The following is a 15,744-nucleotide window of genomic DNA, read 5'->3' as shown; positions in this document are numbered from 1 at the left end:
GAGTATTCGAGAGTATCGACATGTCCACATTCTCTCCCCGTGAGATCGTTTCCGAACTCGACCGCTTCATCATCGGCCAGAAGGACGCCAAGCGCGCCGTAGCGATTGCCCTGCGCAACCGCTGGCGCCGGCAGCAGCTGGAAGGCCAGATGCGCGAAGAGGTCATGCCCAAGAACATCCTGATGATCGGACCCACCGGCGTCGGCAAGACCGAGATTTCGCGCCGCCTCGCCAAGCTGGCCGGCGCGCCCTTCGTCAAGGTCGAGGCGACCAAGTTCACCGAGGTCGGCTATGTCGGCCGCGACGTCGAGCAGATCATCCGCGATCTTGTCGAGATCGCGATCGGCCTGGTGCGCGAAAAGATGCGCGAAGACGTCAAGGCGCGTGCCCATGTCAACGCCGAGGAACGCGTGCTTGAAGCCCTCGTCGGCAAGACGGCCAGCCCGGCGACCCGCGACTCGTTCCGCAAGAAGCTGCGCGACGGCGAGCTAGATGCCAAGGAGATCGAGGTCGACGTTGCCGACACCGGCAATGGCGGCATGCCCGGCTTCGACATCCCAGGCATGCCGGGCGGCAACATCGGCGTGCTCAACATCAACGACATGCTGCAGAAGGCGATGGGTGGCCAGCGCACCAAGACGCGCAAGACCACCGTCAAGGAATCCTACGCGCTGCTGATCGGCGATGAGTCCGACAAGCTGCTCGATCAGGACGAGGTGGTGCGGCGCGCGCTCGAAGTGACCGAAAACGAAGGCATCGTCTTCCTCGACGAAATCGACAAGATCGCTCGCGGCGACGTCTCAGGCGGTCCCTCGCGTGAGGGCGTGCAGCGGGACCTTTTGCCGCTGGTCGAAGGCACGACGGTTGCGACCAAATATGGACAGGTGAAGACCGACCACATCCTGTTCATCGCTTCGGGTGCCTTCCACGTCTCCAAGCCTTCGGATCTTCTGCCAGAGCTTCAGGGCCGCCTGCCGATCCGTGTCGAGCTGCGGGCGCTGGAGAAGAACGACTTCGTCCGCATCCTGACCGAGACGGAAGCCAGCCTGATCAAGCAGTATATCGCGCTGATGGCGACCGAAGGCGTTGCCCTCGAATTCACCGACGACGCCATCGATGCGCTCGCCGGGATCGCGGTCGATCTCAACGCCAGCGTCGAGAATATCGGCGCGCGGCGGCTGCAGACGGTGATGGAGCGCGTGCTCGACGAGATCTCCTACGACGCGCCGGATCGCAACGGCACGAGCGTCAAGATTGACGCCGCCTATGTGCAGAAGCATGTCGGCGACATCTCGAGGAACACCGACCTGTCGCGTTTTATTCTCTAGGCACTAACACTGGCCGGCTCGCCAAACGGGCCGGCCTCGCCTGGTGACAGCCGCGCGACATGTGGCCGAATGGAACCATCCGGCCACCTTTTGCCGCCAGCAGCGACAATATCCTCGACTAAGCGGGGGGCATTTCCTAGTTTGCCCCGACAAAGCTTGGGCACACAGCAGCACATGAAACGCGTATTTTTCTCGGCATTTCTTCTGGCGGCGGCTTTCGCCGTCCCGCAGGCATCGGCGGCGACCATTGTTGCAGCCGGCAATGTCCATGCCGAACAGCCCGATGTGCCCGGCGCCTCGTCCAAGCGCACCAAGGCCGGCAAGACCACCTTCGACGCCAAGTACCGCAAGGTCTACGCGCTGCTGCAGAACGACGCCGAGTTGCGCGGCAAGATCAAGACCGTGGCGCGCGCCTACGGAATCGACCCGATGCACATCGTCGGCGCCATCGTCGGCGAGCACACCTATAATGTCGACGCCTACGACCGGCTGCAGACCTATTATGTCAAGGCGGTCTCCTACCTCTCCAGCAAGCTGCGCTTCGCCTATGAGGGAGAAGACATCTCCGACTTCATCAAGCGGCCGGAATTCGCCGATTGCGCCGGCAAGTCGGGCAGCTACGACCTGTGGGAATGCCGCGAGGCGGTGTGGAACCAGCATTTCCGCGGCAAGACTGTCGGCGGCACGAGCTTTCCCAACGATCGCTTCAGCGCCACGTTCTTCCAGCCCTTCTATGCCGGCCAGACCTTCGGCATCGGCCAGCTCAATCCGCTGACCGCGCTGCAGATGAGCGATGAGGTCCACAAGATTTCCGGCCTGCCCAGGCTCGACGAGCGCGACCCGAACGCCGTCTACAAGACGATCATGGATCCCGACCTGACGCTGCCCTACGTGGCTGCGACACTGAAGACGTCGATCGACGCCTATAGGAGCATCGCCGGCTTCGATATCTCCGGCAATCCCGGCCTGACTGCGACGCTGTACAATGTCGGCAGCCCGGAAGCCCGTGCCTATGCGCTGAAAGCCGAAAACGAGCGGCGCCAGGCCGCCGGCGAACCGGCAAAACTGCCCGAAGAAAACTATTACGGCTGGCTGGTCAACGACCGCCTGGCTGAGCTCGAGGCGTTGTTCTAGGCGGGACTACCTGCGCTTCTTGCGCGCGATCGCCTCGCGGACCTGCGCATTCAGTGCCGCCAGTTCAACATCGTTCAGTTCGTCGATCGCTTCGGCCATGAGGTTGGCAAGCTCGGTCGCTGCCGGTGACAATCCTGCCGTGTCGACCACGACGCGCGGATGCGAGCCCTCGGCCAGCTTCTGCAGTTCCTCTGCATCGTCCCATATCACGTTGAAGTAGCCGATGATCTTCTGAATCATCGCCCAGGTCGGCACACCGCGATGGCCATGCTCCAGCGCCGACAGATAGGCGGCGCTGACGCCGATGCTGGCTGCCATGTCCTTCTGGCTGACGCCGCGCTCGCGCCTGAGTTCGCGGATGCGTTCGCCGAGCGGCGTCAATGGCCCGTCCTCCGCCGCAGCCGGATGTAGATCGCGCCCGAGCCGCCATGATGGCGGGCGGCGTGGTCGTGGCTCGACACCAGCATGCGGAACGGCGGCGTGCTCAGCCAGGCCGGCACCATGCGCTTCAGGACGCCGTCGCCGCCCTTGGAATTGCCCTTGCCGGTGATGACAAGCACGTAGCGAACCCCACCGGCATGCGCCCGCGCCAGGAAATGAAGCAGCAGCGAATAGGCCTCGTCCTGGGTCATGCCATGGAGATCGACCCGCCCTTCGATCGGCAGGCGGCCTTTCGACAGCTTGTCGCGCGTCGGCTCATCAAGCGAATGGGCGACATACTGGCGCTTGGGCGCAGCAGCCGGCGCCGTCAACTGCGCAGGTATCGCCTTGGTGGGCGTCGGGTCCGGCTTGGCGGCTACAGGTGCCGGCGGTTCAGGGATTTCGACCGCGCGCCGGCCCTTGAGCGGCGAGGTGGTGCGGGCAATGACGTTCCACAGCACGCGTTCTTCGTCGCTCAGTTTACCGTCGCGACGTGTGCTCATTGTGCATTACCGGCAAAGAGAGGCTTTGGCAGCAAGGCGAAGAAATCGGCATCGTTGCGGACGACTCCGGCAACCTCGCCGGCATCGAAGCCCGATCCGGCAAACAAATCGCCGCGCGCCGGACCAGTGATCGCTGAACCGGTGTCCTGCGCAATCATCAGTCGGGCAAAAGGCTCGCCGCCAAATGTGGTGAGGGCAGGGGCGGAGATGAAGAACGGCGTGCCGAAAGTGTGCAGCAGGCGGTCGACAGCGACCGACCGGCCCGGTGTCAGCGGTACCTTTGCCGCCGCGATCGGCCCCAACGCCGGGTCGTCGACCTCGGCATCCCTGAAGAAAATGTAGGAGCGGTTGCGCCACAGGATCTCGTCGACACGCTGCGGGTTGGCTTTGAACCAGGCGCGGATCGACTGCATCGTCACCTTTTCGAGCGGAATCTCGCCGATTTGAGCCAGAATACCGCCCGGACCGGTAAAACGCTGGCCGGATTTCGCGGCATAGGTGACACGACGTAACGAACCGTCGGCCATGTTCAGCCGCGCCGCACCCTGGACATGGACGAAGAACGCATCGACCGGATCGGCAAGCCAGGCGATCTCCAGTCCCTTGCCAGCCAGTGCGCCACATTCGATCGCCGGACGATCGAAATACTCGACCAGCCCCTGGGGCGCCTGTCGCGCAAATGCGAGGTAAGGGTCCATGCCGGCGGGGCGGTTTTGGTCGTCGATGTCGACCAGGTCGGCCGGACGCGCCAGCAGCGGCACCTGGAACGTCTCCGTGCGCACTGGAGACGCCTCGACATCCGGCTCGTAGAAACCGGTGACGAAGCCATGTTCCCGGCCTTTCGGCGCGACCAAGGCAGGCTGAAAATGACGTTCGAAGAAGTCGCGGGCTTCGGCGTTACTGCCCGCCGGCCGCTCGCGCGCTTCGGCATAGGCCGGGCCAAAAGCGTCAAAAGCGACGCCAAGGGCGCCGCTGCGATAGGGTTTGGTCAGGACGTGGAAAGCAGAGCGCCGAAAGGCCCCGAAGGCAGCTAGCTGGTCATCTTCCAGCCAGCCGGGCAGGTCGGCGAAACCGACCGGGGTGAATGCGGGCGAGAGCAACACGGGCTTCGCCCGCCACGCGCGGTCAGTCTTCTTCCTCGGTGGCGACAAGTTTCCAGTTCGGGTCGCGCGAGCGGGTGTCGCGGGCGAAGGTCCAGACATCCTTGACCTCGGCCACGGTTTCCGGATCGCCGTCAATGACCTCGCCAGCCTTGTCGCGCGTCGCAGAGATCAACTCGCTGACGATGCGCAGGGTGACGTGAGCCTCGCCGCCCTTCATCTCGGCCGAGACGATATCGGCCTTGTCGATGCCGACGAAGGAGGACTGGATCTTTTCCGAGCGGCCTTCGCGGTCGGCGATGGCGGCGACAAAGCCGTCGAAGACTTCACGAGAGAGCAGGTTCTTGAGCGTTTTGCGGTCGCCGTCGGCATAGGCCATGACGATCATCTCATAGGCCATCTTGGCGCCTTCGACGAACCCCTTGGGCTCGAAGGAAGCGTCGGCGTCCTTGATGGCGCGCAGGCCCTTGTTCAGGTCGGTGCCCGGCTTCGCAAAAGCGTCGATGGCGACATAGGCGTCTTCAGCCGGCTCACCGGGCGCGCGCTTGCGCTGCGGCAGCGACACCACGTTCTCGGGCTTGCCATTGGCGTCCTGCGGCTTGTTGCGGGCTGCAGTGTAGGGATCGAAGGGCGGACGTTCATTGCCTGTGCGGCGTCCAAGCACGTTGCGCAGCTGGAAAAAGATCACCACCGCTGCGATCAGAAAGAAAATCGTGCCGAAATCGAAGAATTCCATATCTTCTGCCGATCCGTCCCTTGTTCGCGGCCGAAGCCAGCTTATGTGCCATTCGCCGGCGCCGTATCTGTACTGCGCCTGTTAGCCTTGCATATAGAACGCATGCGCCGATCATTCAAATCAAAGGCGCAGCACCCTATCTAAAGATGTATGCGCTCTGCTGTGACCGCATCTGGCTGTCACGTCAACTCAAACCGGATCGGATCGACGCTCTTCATGCTGCCCCTCCTCCTGCTCCTTGCCCTGCCTTTGCTCGAGATTGCCGGCTTCGTGGTGGTCGGCAGCGAAATCGGCGTGCTTGCGACCATCGGCCTGATCCTGCTGAGCGGCATCGTCGGCTCGATCCTGCTGCGCGTCCAGGGGTTTGGCGTGATGACCCGGGTCCGCGCCGAAATGAACGCCGGCCGCGACCCGTCCAAGGAACTCGCCAACGGTGCGATGATCGTGCTCGCCGGCATCCTGCTTCTGATCCCAGGCTTCATCAGCGACATCGTCGGCATCCTGTTGTTCCTGCCGCCGGTGCGGGCGCTTGCCTGGCGCTTCCTCAGCAAGCGGGTACGCTTCAGCACCGATTTCGGCGGCTTTGCCCGACGCGGCGGTCCGGCCGGTGGCAAGACCATCGACCTCGACGAGGACGACTTTAAGCGTCAGCCCGACCCGAATTCGCCGTGGCGCTCGATCCGCGACGAGTAGGCGAAAGGCCCGGACGCCGGCAAAACCTTGTCTTGGCATGCCGAGCGTGCTAGCCAACCGCGGATTCCAATCCGGGCCGCGTCGCGGCCAAGCCAAGAGGACATGGGCTAATGGCCACGAATGAAGCGCCGGAAGGCGCCAACGGCAACGGTAACGCACAGCAGCCCACGCTCAACGTGCTGGCGCAGTATGTGAAGGATCTCTCCTTCGAAAGCCCCGGCGCGCCGAATTCGCTGCGCGGCCGCGACAAGGCTCCCGGCATCAACATCAACGTCAACGTCAATGCAAACCCGATGACGGACAAGCAGTTCGACGTCAACCTGACGTTGAGCGCGAAGGCCGCCTTCGACAAGGACGTGCTGTTCAACGTCGAGTTGGTCTATGGCGGCGTGTTCCGCATCGACGGCTTCCCGCAGGAGCACATGCTGCCGTTGCTCTTCATCGAGTGCCCGCGCCTGCTGTTCCCGTTCGCTCGCCAGATCATCGCCGAAGCGACCCGCAACGGCGGCTTCCCGCCGCTGATGCTCGACCCGATCGATTTCGCGCAGATGTTCCAGCAGAAGATCGCCGAGGAACAGGCCGCGTCCAAGGTCAAGGTCAGCTAAGACCCACGCCTTCAAGCGTTATCAATCAAAAGCCCGGCCTCAGCGCCGGGCTTTTTCGTTGTGGGGGTTCAGTTCGGTTCGGCTGGCGAAAGCAGCTTCGCCCAAAGGGCCTTTTCGCCAAGACCGCCGACAAGCTTCTCATGCGCTGCAAGTTCGGCGTCGGTCAGGCGAGGCGGCAAAGGCTCGGGCCGCACGGCGACGACGATCTCGATCTGCCTTGTATTGCCGCCGCCATTGGCCGACGAAAAGCTCTCCAGCACGAGTGCCGACTGCTTGCCGCCGATCAGCTCGATATAGACCTCGGCCAGAAGCTCCGAGTCGAGCAGGGCGCCATGCTTGGTGCGGCGGCCGTTGTCGATGCCGTAGCGCCGGCACAGAGCATCGAGCGAATTCGGTCCCATCGGGTGCTTGCGGCGGGCCAGCGCCAGAGTATCAATCAGGCGGCCGGGATCGATGGGGGGCTGGTCGAGCCGTGCGAACTCGGCATTGATGAAACCGAGGTCGAAGTTGCCGTTGTGGGCAACGAGCTTAGCGCCGTCGATGAAATTGATGAAATCGTCGATGATCTCGGGGAATGTCGGCTTGCCCTCAAGGTCGGCATTCGAGATGCCATGCACATCCTGGGCGTCGGGATGGACCTGCCGCCCTTGCGGGTTGATGTATTTGTGGAAGGTGTTGCCGGTCGGGAAGCGATTGATCATCTCGATCGCGCCGATCTCGATGACGCGGTCCTCGCGGTTGTCGAGGCCGGTGGTTTCCGTATCGAAAATAATCTCGCGCAAAAGCTGATTCTCCTTGGCCGACAGCATGCCCTCCCGGGCAGCCGGCGAACAAGTGCGGCGATTCGCCTGCCTAAGGCTTTCCCACCGTCAAATCGGCAATGATGGCCTGAACTGCGGCCCGCGCCGGCTCCAGGCCGTTGCCCGTATCGACGATGTAGTCGGCGAGCTTGCGCTTTTCAGCGTCGGGAACCTGCTTGCCGAGGATCGCCTCGAATTTCTGCTCGGTCATTCCAGGGCGCGCCAAGACCCTTTGGCGCTGGACGTCGGCCGGTGCCGTGACGACCACAACCTTGTCGACGCGACCTCGACCGTTGGTCTCGAACAGCAACGGGATATCGAGAACGGCAATCGGCGTCCCAGCAGCGCGGTTGCGCTCGAGGAAGGCATTGGCGTCAGCCCGGACCAGCGGATGGATGATGCCTTCGAGTTTCTTCAGGGCTGCGGCATTACCCAGCACGTGGCGGGAAAGCTCGGTGCGGTCGACGACGCCGTCCTTCACCGTTCCAGGGAAAGCAGCCTCGATCAACGGAGCAGCCGCGCCGGCATAGAGGCGATGCACCGCTTCGTCGGAATCGTGCACCGGAACCCCAGCGTCAGTGAACATCTTCGCCGTCGTCGACTTGCCCATGCCGATCGACCCTGTCAGCCCCAGAACGATCATTTCCTGGCATCCAGGTCGGCGACGATCAGCTCGCGCAATGCGGCTGTCACTTCTGGCCTGTGGCCGAACCAGCGTTCGAATCCGGGCACGGCCTGGTGCAGCAGCATGCCGAGCCCGTCCACCGTCTTCAGCCCACGCGCTCCAGCTTGCGCAAGCAGAGGGGTTTCGAGCGGCACATAGACAATGTCGGTTACGATGGCATGGTCGGGCAGGGTCGCGGGATCGGCGGGAAGGCCCTCATTGCCGTGCATGCCAAGTGCCGTCGTGTTGACCAGCAGGGATGTATCGCCAAGCAGTTCGGCGGTGGCCGCCTGCGGATGCGCGCTGACGCCGTCTCCGAACTGGCCGGCAAGTTCCTCGGCACGCGCAACAGTGCGGTTGACGATGCGGATGTCGGTGAAACCGCGCTGCTTGAGCGCATGGATGATCGCCCGCGAGGCGCCGCCTGCGCCTAGAACCACGGCAACATCGCCGTTGGCAGCCCAGCCGGGCGCGAGATGATCGAGATTGGCGGCAAAACCATAGGCGTCGGTGTTGCCGCCCCAGAGGACCCCGTCTTCGAGCCACACGGTATTGACCGCGCCTATCTGTTCGGCGGCCTCGTCACGTCGCTGGACGGCGGCGAAAGCGGCTTCCTTGTGGGGGATGGTGACGTTGCCGCCGCGCAGTCCAGCGGCTGCAAGCCCTGCAAGGAAGGCCGCGAAATCCCCAGGGGCAACGTCGATCGCCGTGTAGCTGCCGTCGATGCCGTAGCTCTTCAGCCAATGGCCGTGGATCATCGGCGAGCGCGAATGCGCAATCGGGTGGCCGCAGACGAACGCCTTCAACTCAGCCATCGATGGCCCCAAGCTCACGCAACTTGGCCAGTACCGGCAGCAGCGGCAGGCCGACGATGGTGAAATGGTCGCCTTCGACCTTTTCGAACAGCTGGATGCCTTCGCCTTCGATCTGGTATGCGCCGACGCTCGACAGCGCTTTCTTGCCGACGCGGGCAAGGTGGCGTCCGATGAAAGCCGGATCGAGTTCGCGCATTGTCAGCGACGCAATCGCCACATGGCGCCACAAGGTTTCGCCGTCGCGCACCAGCACCACGGCGCTGTTGAGCTGGTGGGTCTTGCCGGACAGCTTGAGTAAGTGGCGGCGTGCGCCCTCCATGTCATCAGGCTTGTGGAACACCTCGTCGCCAAGCGACAGCGTCTGGTCGCAGCCGAGCACCAGGCGGCCGGGATGTTCCTCGCTGACGGCAACCGCCTTGGCCTCGGCCAGCACGAGTGCAACCTCCTCAGGCGTCGTGCCGCTCTCGGCAAGCGGCGCTTCCAGCGCCCGTTCGTCGAGATCGGCCGGTATTGCATCGACGGCCACGCCGGCATGTTCCAGCATGGCTTTGCGAAACGGGCTGCCGGAGGCAAGGATGAGTTTTTCGGTCACGGGCTTTGCCTGAAAACGAACCGCGTGAGCGGCGTTGCTGGGTGCTTTCGGTCCTAGCGGCTCTTGTTGCGCAGGGCAACGATCGCGGCGGCCGTTTCCTCGATGGAGCGGCGGCTGACATCGATCATCGGCCAATTGTGCTTGGTGCAGATCTTGCGGGCATAGGCCAGCTCTTCGGTGATCGTTGCGCGGTCGATGTACTCTTGTGCGTCGAATGCCATGGTCGTTCCGAGCACGCGGTTCTGGCGCACATGAGAAATGCGCTCGGCGGTGGCGATCAAGCCCACGACCAGCGGCTTCTCGGCCTTGACCAGGCTATCTGGGACGGGAACGCCCAGCACGATCGGGATATTGGCGGTCTTGATGCCACGATTGGCGAGATAGATGCTTGTCGGCGTCTTTGACGTACGGGAAATGCCGATCAGCACGACATCGGCCTGTTCCATGTCGACCGGCAGTTGGCCGTCGTCATGCTCCATGGTGAAGTTGAGCGCGTCGATGCGGCGGAAATATTCGGCGTCGAGTACGTGCTGGGCGCCGACACGACGACCAGCCGGCGCACCAAGATAGGATTGGAACACTGACAACACCGGCTCGAGCACCGAAACGCAGAGCAGCCCCATCGACGCGCAGCGGCTGTCGATGATGCCGGCAAGGTGCTGGTCCACGACGGTGTAAAGCACGATGCCCGGCTCTTCCTCGATGTCGTCGAACACCTTCATCAGCTGCTTTTCGGTGCGGATCAGCGGGTAGATGTGCTCGATCGCGCGCGCGTCCTTGTATTGCGCCGAAGCGGCGCGCCCGGCCGCCAGAAGCGTCTCGCCGGTGGCGTCCGAAATCAGGTGCAGATGGAAGAAGCTTTGGGGTTTGTTCACAGCGGGCGCCTGGGTCTGTGGGCAAATGTGGATAAACGGGCGGTTAGGCCCGAAGCGGTCGGCGCGACTGTATCAGATGCCGACTTGTCCACAATTCGCCCTGCTGTCTGTTTCGATTCAGCGACGGGGAGTATTATGGGGATAGTTTTTTAGTCCCCGGCTGTCCACAGAATCAGCACCTGGTATGTGCTCAGCTAGATTCCTGATTCAAATCGACGAATCCGCTTCTTGCCCGAAGTTTTCCCCGCTGGCGAAAACGTCCGCGCGTCACTATGACAAGTGGATATCTCGGGCCGCCTATGGACAGGTCGTAATTCTCGATTCCAACAGACTCTAAGAATTAGAAGAATCCTTCGGATATAAATTTTTGTTTATAGAAGGCTCAAGGAAAGGCAGACCTGATGCCCGTAAAACGCGCTCTGCTCCAAGTGCTGAAAGGCGAGAGCCTGGAGGTTCCGCCGCTCTGGATGATGCGCCAGGCAGGCCGCTATCTCCCGGAATATCGCGAGGCCAGGAAGAAGGCCGGGAGCTTCCTTGATCTCTGCTACAATCCCGATTTCGCCGTCGAGGTGACGCTGCAGCCGATCCGGCGCTTCGACTTCGATGCCTCGATCCTGTTCTCGGACATTCTCGTCGTTCCGCATGCGCTCGGCCGCGACCTGCGCTTCGAGGAAGGCCGTGGGCCTTTGATGACGCCGATCACAGCCGACGAAGTTGCCGCGCTGGATGGTGAAAAGTTTCACGTGAATCTCGAACCCGTCTACGAAACCGTGCGCCGGTTGCGCCGCGAATTGCCCGAGAAGACGACGCTGATCGGCTTCTGCGGCGCGCCCTGGACGGTCGCGACCTACATGATCGCCGGCCACGGCACGCCTGATCAAGCGCCAGCGCGGCTGTTCGCCTATCGTGAGCCGGAAGCTATGGCGCGGCTGCTGTCGATCCTCGCCGACCATTCGGCCGCCTATCTCATCCGCCAGATCGAAGCGGGCGCCGATGTCGTGCAGATCTTCGATTCCTGGTCGGGCGTGCTCGACGAGACGACTTTCGAGGCATGCTGCGTCAAGCCCGTGGCCGACATCGTGCGCAAGGTGCGCGCGGTCTATCCCGACGTTCCGATCATCGGCTTCCCGAAGGGTGCTGGCGCTCAGCTCGACAGCTACAGGCAGCGCACTGGTGTCACCGGCCTTGGCCTCGACTGGACGGTGCCGCTGTCGCAGGCACAGCGTCTGCAAGGCGCTGGAGCCGTTCAGGGCAACCTCGATCCGCTCAGGCTGGTCGTCGGCGGCAGGGCTCTTGAAGACGGCGTGGACGGCATCCTGAAGGCGCTTGGCGCCGGTCCGTTGATCTTCAATCTCGGTCACGGCATCACGCCTGAGACGCCCGTGGCACATGTCGAGGCCATGGTTCGGCAGGTGCGAAAGGCAACGGGGCAATGAGCAGCCAAGGCGTGGGACCATCGAGTGGCGCCATGGCGGCCAAGCGGGCTGTCGTCGCCATCATTGTCCTGGTTGCGCTGACGGCCTTGCTTTTCCTCGCCGCACCAGAAGGTTTCTATCCCTGGGCCAAGGCGATCCACGTCATCGCCGTGATCTCGTGGATGGCGGGCATGCTCTATCTGCCGCGCCTGCTGGTCTATCACGCCGAGGCCGAGAAGGGGTCGGTTCAATCCGAGACCTTCAAGGTGATGGAACGGCGGCTTCTGCGCGCCATCATCAATCCGGCGATGATCGTCACCTGGGTGTTCGGGCTATGGCTGGCCTGGAAGGGCTTCGATTTCGCCGGTGGCTGGCTGCATGCCAAGCTCGCCGCGGTGCTGTTGCTTTCAGGCGTGCATGGCTATCTCTCGGCGTCGGTTCGGCGTTTTGCCGAGGATCGCAACGAAAAGCCGTCGCGGCACTGGCGCATCGTCAACGAGATTCCGACGGTGTTGATGATCGTCATCGTCATACTGGTGGTTGTAAAGCCGTTCTGACGATCTTAAATTTGCTGGACTGCGCCTTGCTCTTTCATTTCGGGAGAGCTAAAAGGCTCTTCTTCCTTCCCGCCATGCGCCGCCCCATTCTCATTCCCTGGCCGCGCCCGGCGCTTATCGCAAAATGCCGATAGCCAATCCTTCCCCACGCTCAGAGTCCGTCTATGCAGGAAACTAAACTCGCCGAATTCAAGAACAAGAAGCCGCCGGAGCTGATCGCTTACGCCGAATCGCTCGAGGTCGAAAACGCCAGTGTCATGCGCAAGCAGGAACTGATGTTTGCCATCCTCAAGAAGCTGGCCGGCCAGGATATCGAGATTATCGGCGATGGTGTCGTCGAAGTGCTCCAGGACGGCTTTGGCTTCCTGCGTTCGGCCAACGCGAACTATCTTCCGGGTCCGGACGATATCTACATTTCGCCCTCGCAGATCCGGCGCTTTTCGCTGAAGACCGGCGATACGGTCGAAGGACCGATCCGCAGCCCCAAGGAAGGCGAGCGCTATTTCGCGCTGCTCAAGGTCAACACGATCAATTTCGACGATCCCGAAAAGATCCGTCACAAGATCCATTTCGACAATCTGACGCCGCTCTACCCGACATCGCGGCTCAAGATGGAGGTCGAAAACCCGACCACCAAGGATATTTCGCCGCGCGTCATCGATCTGGTCGCGCCGCTCGGCAAGGGCCAGCGCGCCCTGATCGTGGCGCAGCCGCGCACCGGCAAGACCGTGCTGCTGCAGAACATCGCGCACTCGATTACCACCAATCACCCCGAATGCTACCTGATCGTGCTTCTGATCGACGAACGTCCGGAAGAAGTGACCGACATGCAGCGCTCGGTGAAGGGCGAGGTTGTGTCCTCGACCTTCGACGAGCCGGCTGTCCGCCATGTCCAGGTCGCCGAAATGGTCATCGAAAAGGCCAAGCGCCTTGTCGAACACGGCCGCGACGTCGTCATCCTGCTCGATTCGATCACCCGTCTCGGCCGCGCCTACAACACCGTCGTGCCGTCATCCGGCAAGGTCCTGACCGGTGGTGTCGACGCCAACGCGCTGCAGCGCCCGAAGCGCTTCTTCGGTGCCGCGCGTAACATCGAAGAGGGTGGTTCGCTGACCATCATCGCCACGGCGCTGATCGATACCGGCAGCCGCATGGACGAAGTCATCTTCGAAGAGTTCAAGGGCACCGGCAACTCGGAAATCGTGCTCGACCGCAAGGTCGCCGACAAGCGCATCTACCCCGCGATGGATATCCTCAAGTCCGGCACGCGCAAGGAAGATTTGCTCGTCGCGCGCCAGGACCTGCAGAAGATCTTCGTGCTGCGCCGTATCCTGGCGCCGATGGGAACGACCGATGCGATCGAATTCCTCATCGACAAGCTCAAGCAGACCAAGACCAACGCAGATTTCTTCGATTCGATGAATACCTGACAAAGCCGGATCAGCGGCGGCGAAGCGCTTCTTCAAGCTTCGCCGGATCGCTGATCACAGGCAGACAGATGAGGCCGGTGCAGAGATATGCGCCGGCCTTTTTTGTGTCTGGCAGCGCGTCGCCGGGCAGTCTTGCGTGCTCGGTATCGCCGGCCAGCGTCGCAAAGATATCGACGCGACGCGGATCGGGGTTCCGATTCGCTACCGAAACAAGACTTGGCTTGGCTGGATCTTCGACGACAATCAGCTTTGATGGTTGAAGGGCCAAGACGCAGGCATTGACGATGCCGGCCTGGCCGTATTGCTGGCTCTGGATGCGCCCGGCGGCATGTTCGGCGATCGTCCAGGCGCGCTGTTGCAGAGCGAGATCGCCTGTGGTGTTCGCCAGGCGCACCATGGCTTCTATGATCTGGCTGGTTGCCGAAGGAATCGCCTCGTCGATGTCACCGCGGATGCGCATCGGCACGTCGGCACTGTCGGACGCGGTCAAATAGTGGCCTGTATTGCCGGCATCCGCGTGCCAGCTTTCGAGCATTTGCAGGAAATGGGCACCGTGATCGAGGTAACTGGCATCCCTTGTCGCTTCGAACAGCGAGATGGCTGCATTGATCATCGCAGCATAATCGCTCGACAAAGCTGGATAGAGCCGCTTTTCGCCGAGACTGGAATGGGGCAACCGGCCTTCAGGGGACGCAGAGGCGCAAATCGCGTCGAAAGCGGCCGCTGCGGCCGCCACCCAATCGTTTCGGTCGAGGCTCCGGCCGGCCTCTGCCAGTGCGACGATGGCCAAACCGTTCCAGTCTGTGAGTGCCTTGTCATCGCGGCCGGGGCGGATACGCTTTTCCCGTGCTGCGAGCAGGCGCCTTGTCAGGCCGGAAACCAATTCCCGGTCGCCAGCCGATTCCTGTGCCTGCGCCGCCGTCTGGTGGATGATCGGATCGCCTTCCCACCCATCCGGCTTGGTGATTGTGAAGTATTTGAAAAATATGGCAGAATCGGCGCCCAATAAGGCCCGTATGCTGCTGGCTGTCCAAGTGTAGAACAGCCCTTCTTCACCTTCGCTGTCCGCGTCGAGGCTGGATGCGAACGTGCCGCCTGGCAGAAGCATTTCGCGCAGCAACCAGGTGATTGTATCTTCGATTCGTACCCGAAACAGTTGATTTCCAGTTGCGGCATAGGCCCAGTTCGCCTGACGGACCAACTGGGCGTTGTCGTAGAGCATCTTTTCGAAATGCGGTACGAGCCATTGGGCATCGGTCGAATAGCGCGCTAAGCCGCCGCCAACATGGTCGTAAATGCCACCCGCAAGCATATGCTGCAGGCTGTCCGTGACGGCATCGCGATGATCCTGGTTGTCGGAGCGCAGCCACGACAGCCACAGGGTCTGCATGAAAGGCGCATTCGGGAACTTTGGCGCGCCGCGAAGCCCACCCAGATCGCGGTCGATCATGTCGTAGATGCCGGAAGCCAAAGTTCTGGCCGTCTCGATCGAGATCTGCCCAGGCGCGCTGCTGCCTCCTAGGCGCTTGCTGACGTGTTCGGCAAGCTCGCCGGCACTTTGCAGGATGCTGGCGCGCTTGCCGCGCCAGGCGGCGTCGACTGCATTGAGGACCTGGATGAAACCCGGCCGCCCATAGCGCGCCTCGCGCGGAAAGTAAGTCCCGCCCCAGAACGGCCTGGCATCGGGGGTCAGGAACATCGTCAGCGGCCAACCGCCTTGCTCGCCCATGCTGGCAAGTGCCGCCATGTAGATCTGGTCGATGTCGGGTCGCTCCTCGCGGTCAACCTTGATATTGACGAAGAGCCGGTTCATGACCTCGGCGACCTCGGCATTTTCAAAGCTTTCATGGGCCATGACGTGGCACCAATGGCAGGCTGCATAACCGACCGAAAGCAGAATCGGCCGATCCAGCCGCATTGCTTCGGCCAGCGCCGCGGGCGACCATGCGCGCCAATGCACGGGATTGTCGCCGTGCTGGCGCAGATAGGGGCTGCCCTCGTCGCGAAGCAGGTTTTCTTGCAGAAGCATGCGCAATTGCCCAGAACAGTGATATCAGGCCTCAACCTAGGGCGCTTC

At 62.3% G+C, this 15,744-nt stretch carries 17 protein-coding genes; 7 read left to right on the top strand and 10 right to left on the bottom strand.

Translation table 11 applies throughout. The features are described 5' to 3' along the window. Nucleotides 1–20 precede the first annotated feature (20 nt). Both hslU and J1C56_RS26360 read left to right on the top strand, forming a co-directional pair. Nucleotides 21–1,328: an ATP-dependent protease ATPase subunit HslU gene (gene hslU, locus J1C56_RS26365; RefSeq protein WP_214392976.1), complete on the top strand. Its 1,308-nt coding sequence runs from the start codon at nucleotides 21–23 to the stop codon at nucleotides 1,326–1,328. Nucleotides 1,329–1,502: 174 nt separating this feature from the next. Then, nucleotides 1,503–2,462: a DUF1402 family protein gene (locus tag J1C56_RS26360; RefSeq protein WP_214392975.1), complete on the top strand. Its 960-nt coding sequence runs from the start codon at nucleotides 1,503–1,505 to the stop codon at nucleotides 2,460–2,462. A gap of 6 nt (nucleotides 2,463–2,468) precedes the next feature. Here the strand turns inward: J1C56_RS26360 and J1C56_RS26355 are convergent, their stop codons facing one another. Genes J1C56_RS26355 through J1C56_RS26340 form a run of 4 tightly spaced genes read right to left on the bottom strand, consistent with a single transcriptional unit; the run spans nucleotide 2,469 to nucleotide 5,221 of the window. Then, complete coding sequence (locus J1C56_RS26355; protein ID WP_067955783.1) at nucleotides 2,469–2,843, bottom strand: helix-turn-helix domain-containing protein; 375 nt, start codon at nucleotides 2,841–2,843, stop codon at nucleotides 2,469–2,471. Then, on the bottom strand, nucleotides 2,840–3,385 hold the full coding sequence (locus tag J1C56_RS26350; protein ID WP_214392974.1) for a Smr/MutS family protein: 546 nt from the start codon (nucleotides 3,383–3,385) through the stop codon (nucleotides 2,840–2,842). The genes J1C56_RS26355 and J1C56_RS26350 overlap by 4 nt, the downstream gene beginning before the upstream one ends. Continuing rightward, nucleotides 3,382–4,488: a murein transglycosylase A gene (mltA, locus tag J1C56_RS26345; RefSeq protein WP_280225048.1), complete on the bottom strand. Its 1,107-nt coding sequence runs from the start codon at nucleotides 4,486–4,488 to the stop codon at nucleotides 3,382–3,384. Before mltA ends, J1C56_RS26350 begins: the two co-directional genes overlap by 4 nt. 22 nt (nucleotides 4,489–4,510) lie before the next feature. Further along, nucleotides 4,511–5,221: a Tim44/TimA family putative adaptor protein gene (locus J1C56_RS26340; RefSeq protein WP_214392972.1), complete on the bottom strand. Its 711-nt coding sequence runs from the start codon at nucleotides 5,219–5,221 to the stop codon at nucleotides 4,511–4,513. A 216-nt stretch (nucleotides 5,222–5,437) separates the two neighbouring features. Between J1C56_RS26340 and J1C56_RS26335 the strand changes: the two genes are divergently transcribed. Together J1C56_RS26335 and secB are read left to right on the top strand one after the other, a co-directional pair. Further along, a complete protein-coding gene (locus tag J1C56_RS26335; protein ID WP_214392971.1) occupies nucleotides 5,438–5,914 on the top strand; it encodes an FxsA family protein in 477 nt (158 codons plus the stop codon). Nucleotides 5,915–6,024: 110 nt separating this feature from the next. Then, nucleotides 6,025–6,519, top strand: a complete 495-nt coding sequence (gene secB, locus J1C56_RS26330; protein ID WP_067955790.1) for a protein-export chaperone SecB — start codon at nucleotides 6,025–6,027, stop codon at nucleotides 6,517–6,519. 68 nt (nucleotides 6,520–6,587) lie between these two features. On the opposite strand, the gene dnaQ is transcribed toward secB, so the two are convergent. From dnaQ to J1C56_RS26305, 5 genes are all read right to left on the bottom strand, one after another. Beyond that, on the bottom strand, nucleotides 6,588–7,301 hold the full coding sequence (gene dnaQ / locus J1C56_RS26325) for a DNA polymerase III subunit epsilon (protein ID WP_214392970.1): 714 nt from the start codon (nucleotides 7,299–7,301) through the stop codon (nucleotides 6,588–6,590). A 70-nt stretch (nucleotides 7,302–7,371) separates the two neighbouring features. After that, nucleotides 7,372–7,962: a dephospho-CoA kinase gene (coaE, locus tag J1C56_RS26320; RefSeq protein ID WP_214392969.1), complete on the bottom strand. Its 591-nt coding sequence runs from the start codon at nucleotides 7,960–7,962 to the stop codon at nucleotides 7,372–7,374. Next, nucleotides 7,959–8,798 carry a shikimate dehydrogenase gene (locus J1C56_RS26315; RefSeq protein ID WP_214392968.1) on the bottom strand — a complete coding sequence of 280 codons (840 nt, stop codon included), beginning with the start codon at nucleotides 8,796–8,798 and terminating at the stop codon, nucleotides 7,959–7,961. The genes coaE and J1C56_RS26315 overlap by 4 nt, the downstream gene beginning before the upstream one ends. Beyond that, on the bottom strand, nucleotides 8,791–9,390 hold the full coding sequence (locus tag J1C56_RS26310; protein ID WP_214392967.1) for a Maf-like protein: 600 nt from the start codon (nucleotides 9,388–9,390) through the stop codon (nucleotides 8,791–8,793). Before J1C56_RS26310 ends, J1C56_RS26315 begins: the two co-directional genes overlap by 8 nt. A gap of 53 nt (nucleotides 9,391–9,443) precedes the next feature. Beyond that, on the bottom strand, nucleotides 9,444–10,265 hold the full coding sequence (locus J1C56_RS26305; protein WP_214392966.1) for a pyruvate, water dikinase regulatory protein: 822 nt from the start codon (nucleotides 10,263–10,265) through the stop codon (nucleotides 9,444–9,446). Between the two features lie 401 nt (nucleotides 10,266–10,666). Between J1C56_RS26305 and hemE the strand changes: the two genes are divergently transcribed. The 3 genes from hemE (at nucleotide 10,667) to rho (ending at nucleotide 13,667) form a co-directional block, all read left to right on the top strand. Continuing rightward, nucleotides 10,667–11,701 (top strand): uroporphyrinogen decarboxylase, encoded by a 1,035-nt coding sequence (gene hemE, locus J1C56_RS26300; RefSeq protein WP_214392965.1) that lies wholly within the window; start codon nucleotides 10,667–10,669, stop codon nucleotides 11,699–11,701. Further along, a complete protein-coding gene (hemJ, locus tag J1C56_RS26295) occupies nucleotides 11,698–12,237 on the top strand; it encodes a protoporphyrinogen oxidase HemJ (RefSeq protein ID WP_214392964.1) in 540 nt (179 codons plus the stop codon). Before hemE ends, hemJ begins: the two co-directional genes overlap by 4 nt. A 164-nt stretch (nucleotides 12,238–12,401) precedes the next feature. Further along, a complete protein-coding gene (rho, locus tag J1C56_RS26290; protein WP_115730026.1) occupies nucleotides 12,402–13,667 on the top strand; it encodes a transcription termination factor Rho in 1,266 nt (421 codons plus the stop codon). A gap of 10 nt (nucleotides 13,668–13,677) precedes the next feature. On the opposite strand, the gene J1C56_RS26285 is transcribed toward rho, so the two are convergent. After that, nucleotides 13,678–15,696, bottom strand: coding sequence for a thioredoxin domain-containing protein (locus J1C56_RS26285; RefSeq protein ID WP_214392963.1), 2,019 nt, complete (start codon nucleotides 15,694–15,696; stop codon nucleotides 13,678–13,680). Between the last annotated feature and the right edge of the window lie 48 nt (nucleotides 15,697–15,744).

Source organism: Aminobacter anthyllidis (assembly GCF_018555685.1).
In the GTDB taxonomy this organism is placed as follows: domain Bacteria; phylum Pseudomonadota; class Alphaproteobacteria; order Rhizobiales; family Rhizobiaceae; genus Aminobacter; species Aminobacter anthyllidis.
Note: the sequence above shows the minus strand (reverse complement) of the source record. Positions and strands in the feature narration are given on the sequence as shown.

Bases quoted from the DNA above. Each gene is read 5' to 3' on its own strand.
- J1C56_RS26335 (WP_214392971.1), top strand. From the start codon at position 5,438: ATGCTGCCCCTCCTCCTGCTCCTTGCCCTGCCTTTGCTCGAGATTGCC.
- J1C56_RS26285 (WP_214392963.1), bottom strand. From the start codon at position 15,696: ATGCTTCTGCAAGAAAACCTGCTTCGCGACGAGGGCAGCCCCTATCTG.
- secB (WP_067955790.1), top strand. From the start codon at position 6,025: ATGGCCACGAATGAAGCGCCGGAAGGCGCCAACGGCAACGGTAACGCA.
- coaE (WP_214392969.1), bottom strand. From the start codon at position 7,962: ATGATCGTTCTGGGGCTGACAGGGTCGATCGGCATGGGCAAGTCGACG.
- J1C56_RS26350 (WP_214392974.1), bottom strand. From the start codon at position 3,385: ATGAGCACACGTCGCGACGGTAAACTGAGCGACGAAGAACGCGTGCTG.
- J1C56_RS26315 (WP_214392968.1), bottom strand. From the start codon at position 8,798: ATGGCTGAGTTGAAGGCGTTCGTCTGCGGCCACCCGATTGCGCATTCG.
- rho (WP_115730026.1), top strand. From the start codon at position 12,402: ATGCAGGAAACTAAACTCGCCGAATTCAAGAACAAGAAGCCGCCGGAG.
- hslU (WP_214392976.1), top strand. From the start codon at position 21: ATGTCCACATTCTCTCCCCGTGAGATCGTTTCCGAACTCGACCGCTTC.
- J1C56_RS26340 (WP_214392972.1), bottom strand. From the start codon at position 5,221: ATGGAATTCTTCGATTTCGGCACGATTTTCTTTCTGATCGCAGCGGTG.
- hemE (WP_214392965.1), top strand. From the start codon at position 10,667: ATGCCCGTAAAACGCGCTCTGCTCCAAGTGCTGAAAGGCGAGAGCCTG.
- hemJ (WP_214392964.1), top strand. From the start codon at position 11,698: ATGAGCAGCCAAGGCGTGGGACCATCGAGTGGCGCCATGGCGGCCAAG.
- J1C56_RS26360 (WP_214392975.1), top strand. From the start codon at position 1,503: ATGAAACGCGTATTTTTCTCGGCATTTCTTCTGGCGGCGGCTTTCGCC.